Source organism: Desulfovibrio sp. (assembly GCF_035644575.1).
Taxonomy (GTDB): domain Bacteria; phylum Desulfobacterota; class Desulfovibrionia; order Desulfovibrionales; family Desulfovibrionaceae; genus Desulfovibrio.
In genome coordinates this window covers 1-4,154 of the sequence record NZ_DASQOG010000053.1, presented here as the reverse complement: position 1 = coordinate 4,154, position 4,154 = coordinate 1, and the positions used below count along the sequence as shown (strand labels likewise).

General features: G+C 59.3%; 3 protein-coding genes. All 3 read left to right on the top strand.

Annotated elements, in window-relative coordinates; genetic code table 11:
• Window positions 1-40: 40 nt before the first annotated feature.
• The 3 genes from VEZ52_RS02460 (at window position 41) to VEZ52_RS02450 (ending at window position 3,918) form a co-directional block, all read left to right on the top strand.
• A complete protein-coding gene (locus tag VEZ52_RS02460) occupies window positions 41-1,360 on the top strand; it encodes an aminotransferase class I/II-fold pyridoxal phosphate-dependent enzyme (RefSeq protein ID WP_324835387.1) in 1,320 nt (439 codons plus the stop codon).
• Window positions 1,361-1,585: 225 nt separating this feature from the next.
• Window positions 1,586-2,902 carry a glycosyltransferase family 4 protein gene (locus VEZ52_RS02455; protein ID WP_414649497.1) on the top strand — a complete coding sequence of 439 codons (1,317 nt, stop codon included), beginning with the start codon at window positions 1,586-1,588 and terminating at the stop codon, window positions 2,900-2,902.
• A complete protein-coding gene (locus tag VEZ52_RS02450) occupies window positions 2,899-3,918 on the top strand; it encodes a glycosyl transferase family 1 (protein WP_324835385.1) in 1,020 nt (339 codons plus the stop codon). The genes VEZ52_RS02455 and VEZ52_RS02450 overlap by 4 nt, the downstream gene beginning before the upstream one ends.
• The last annotated feature ends 236 nt before the right edge of the window (window positions 3,919-4,154 follow it).

Here is a 4,154-nt window from a genome sequence, read left to right as displayed (position 1 = left end):
CCAGGCACGGCTTTTTTGGACAAATTTACGAGGACGAGGCATGAAGAACAACCATTCCTATCAGGCTGGCCAAGAGGCGGTGCAAACTCCCGCCGCCGCCGAAAGCAGCGCTTCCGGATTTAACCGCACGCGTTCCAAGCTCGCCTTTGATCGGCTTGTGGAAATGGGAGCCAAGATGGGGATGGAAAATCCTCTGTTTCTTTGCCATGAGCGCGCGGCCAAGGCCACCACGTTCATTTCCGGCAAAGAATATCTCAATTTTTCCACGTACGACTATCTGGATATCAACGCTCACCCCGAGATCACCGCTGCCGTCAGCGAAGCTGCTGCCATTTACGGCACCTCTGCTGGCGCCAGCCGCCTGGTCGGCGGCGAACGTCCGCCCCACCGCGAGCTTGAGCGCGCCTTTGCCGACCTGTACGGGGTGGAAGACTGCATCATCTATGTGAGCGGGCACGCCACCAACGTCTCCACCCTTGGCTTTCTTTTCGGTCACCGCGACGCCATCTTCCACGACGGGCTGGCTCACAACTCGCTGGTTCAGGGCGCGCGGCTTTCCGGCGCATCGCGCTACTCATACGCCCACAACGATTGCGATGCCCTTGAAGAAATGCTCAAGGCCAAGCGCGGCGAGCACAAGCGCGCCGTTATCGTTACCGAAGGCCTGTTCAGCATGGACGGCAACATCCCCGATCTGCCGCGCATCATTGAACTGAAAAAACGTTACGACTGCATGCTGCTCGTGGATGAAGCCCACTCCCTTGGCGTGCTGGGCGCAACGGGCCGTGGCGCGCACGAACATTTCAATATTGATCCCACCGATGTGGATATGTGGATGAGCACGCTCTCCAAATCCATGTGCGGTTGCGGCGGCTTCATTGCTGGCAGCCACGAGCTGATCGAATTCCTCAAGTACGGTTCGCCGGGCTTTGTTTTCAGCGTGGGCATGCCCCCCATTATTGCCGTGGCCTGCCACAAGGCTCTGGACATCATGCTGCGCGAACCCGAGCGGGTGCACAAGCTGCAGAAGATTTCGCACTTTTTTGTGGACTACGCCGCCAGCATTGGCCTTGATACGGGCGCGGCCCAGGGCTATGCCGTTGTGCCGGTCATGGTGGGCGACCCCATGGTTGCGGGCTTTTTGTCCAACGCTCTGTTCAAGCGCGGCATCTATGTGATGCCCATCACCTTCCCTGCTGTCAAAGAAGGTACTGACCGTCTGCGTTTCTTCCTTTCCGCAGCCCATACCGAAGAACATATCCGCACGGCGCTGGATGCAGTGAAGGAAGAAATCCCCAAGGCCTGGGCCATTGTGGACGACTACAAGCGCCAGAACGCCAGCGAGAGCGGGCAGGCGTAACTTCATAGCGACCCGTGTTGCGTGGTCGAACTGTCGCTTGAGCGGGCGTTGCATCGCCCGCTTGAGGGTCGCAACTGTGCGATTGTGCGGCATGTTCGCATTTTCGGGCAGATGGAACTTCCGTCTGCCGTGCCGGGCCAAGTGGCCCGGCTCTTGTTTGCAGCGGAGAAAACCATGACGCATATTGACGGCGCAGAAGCAGAAAAGAACACATCCCGACCGAAAATGGACCCATTGCCGGTTGTTGCCTATGTTCTGCTTTGGTTTCCCCTCTCCTCCGAAACGTTCATCTTTCGCGAGGTTGTGCAGCTTATGGCGCGGGGATTGCCTGTGCGCGCCTATACCATGTATGGGAAGAGCCTGAGCGGCTGTAGCGAAGAAATGCGCAAGTTTACCGGGCCGGTGGAACGCATGGGCGTTGGCGGCACAGTGCGCATTCTCCGGGCCTTCATACGTGCGCTTTCACGCAATCCGCTCAAGGTCTGGGGCCTCATGCGCAAGGGATTTTTCCACCGCATGCGCAACATGGAGTCCCTGGGTGAAAACCTGTGGTGCTTCATGGCGGGCTTTTTGCTCGCCGAACTGTGCGTGAGGGATGGCGTCAAGCTTATCCACTCCCCGTGGGCCAACGGCCCGGCAACGGCGTCTTGGGTGGCTTCGCGTCTTACAGGCATTCCCTTTGCCTTTACGGGCCGCGCTGGCGACATCTACCCGGAAGATGGCTTGTTGCGGGAAAAATCTGCAGATGCGCTCTTCATCCGCACCAACAACCACGCCAATGTGAGCTGGCTGCGCAAATTCTGCCCTGCCGGGCAGGAATATAAAGTGCACGCCATTTACAACAGCCTTACATTTACCCCCAAGGGGCAGTGTGCTGTCAGCATGCGCCCCCCTTACCGCCTATTGGCGGTGGGGCGTTTTGCGCGCACCAAGGGTTTTCCCGACCTGCTCTCGGCCATGGCGCGCCTTCAAAGAGAAAATGTGCCTGTGAGCCTCACCCTTGTGGGCAACGGACGCTGGCGGCTCAAGCTCATGGGTATGCGCGACCGGCTGGGTCTTAAAAATATCGTGCACATGCCCGGCTTTATCCCGCACGACCAGATCTGCGGCTACATGCTCGACCACGACATGCTCATCATGCCGAGCGTCGTCCATTCCAACGGCGACCGAGACGGCATCCCCAACGTGATCATGGAAGCTCTCTCGCACGGCATGCCCGTTATTGCCACAGACGTGTGCGGCATCTCCGAAGTAATCATCAACGGAGAAACCGGTCTGCTTACCCCGCAGCGTGACCCACGCGCTCTTGCCGATGCCGTACGCCATATGGTTGAAGACCGGGAGCACGCAAGCCGCATGGCCGAAGCAGGCCGCGCCCGAGTTGAAAAAATGTTTGACCGGGAAAACAACATCACGGCTCTGCTGCGCCTTTATGTGGATGAAAGCCGTCGCTACTGGAGCCATTCCGGCGGAAAGAGCGGAAGCACTGCGGAGGATGGCATTCCCTCCGCCATGAAAGCCGGAGCGGCAGGTCACGCATGAGCGTCAAACAGCCGCTCTATCTGGCCGTCAGTCTGGACGTTGAAGAAGAAGGCCTCTTTGGCGGACGCTACGCCCGCCGTGGCTTTTCAACGCGCAACACCGCCAGCCTGAGAGCCTTGACCCCTTTCTGCACCATGGGCGTGCGCCCCACGCTCTTCTGCGCCCACAGCGTATTGGCGGATAAAACATCCCACGAAACCCTGGCATGGCTGCGTGACGAGCACCACGCGGAAATTGGCGCGCACCTGCATCACTGGAACACGCCGCCTCTGGCACTGGACGGGTCGGAGCAAACCCTGCCCGACATGGCCGACAGCGTACCCGCCGCCGCACTATCCAATGATCTGTTCGCCGCCAAACTCGCCGCCCTTATGGAGGCTGGCCGGGCAGTGCAGAGCTCGCCGCTCACTTCCTTCCGCATGGGCAGATGGGATCTGCACCGCCATCACTGGCCTCTTCTGGCCGCCGCAGGCATTCTTTGCGATGCCTCAGTGCGCCCCCTTCACTGCGCGCCCACGCCAATGCAGGGCCCCAACCATTTTGACGCGCCAGGCACTCCATACTGGGTTTCGGTGGGAGACGACAGAGTTTTTGAAGTTCCCCTCACAGTGACCCCCCTCGTTCCGCAGCTTCCGGCCCTGTTGCGTAGCGTGTCCGGCCCGGCTGGAAAAAGAATACGCGTCAGCTTGAAAAACTGGGGCGCGCTGGCTCTGCTTCCAGTTTACCATCCCCTGTGGGCCATGTGCGCAATCACAAAAATCTTTGCGGCCCGTGGCGGACGGGTGCTTTCCCTGACCTGGCATTCATCAGAAATGATGCCCGGCGGAACGCCTCACCTGCCTGACGCCACAGCTGTGGCGCGCTTCACTCGCAAGGTTGCCGACTGGCTCAACTGGCTGCACAGGCATTACAGCGTGCGGTGCGTGACCATGGACGAGCTGCGCTGCGAGCTTGGGCCCACAGCCCCCACCCTGCTGGGCAAGGGCGACTGGACCGGGGAACCTACAAATCCATAGCACTGTTTTCCAGAAAAAATTTACAAGCAAATCTTGATCATACATGTACAAAGAGACGGCGACAGCATTAATACCCAGCAACCCGCTGAGAAAAGCCCGCCGCATTTGGAGACAACCATGACGGAAACCAGCACCAAGGCCTCCCGCCCCGTATTCAAGACGGGCCTGCCGCACGTGGCCTATGTTCTGCTGTGGTATCCGCTGTTTACACAGCCCTTTATCTTCAGGGAAGTGGA

Coding starts and splice junctions, on each gene's coding strand:
- VEZ52_RS02460 (WP_324835387.1), top strand. CDS start 41: ATGAAGAACAACCATTCCTATCAGGCTGGCCAAGAGGCGGTGCAAACT.
- VEZ52_RS02455 (WP_414649497.1), top strand. CDS start 1,586: ATGGACCCATTGCCGGTTGTTGCCTATGTTCTGCTTTGGTTTCCCCTC.
- VEZ52_RS02450 (WP_324835385.1), top strand. CDS start 2,899: ATGAGCGTCAAACAGCCGCTCTATCTGGCCGTCAGTCTGGACGTTGAA.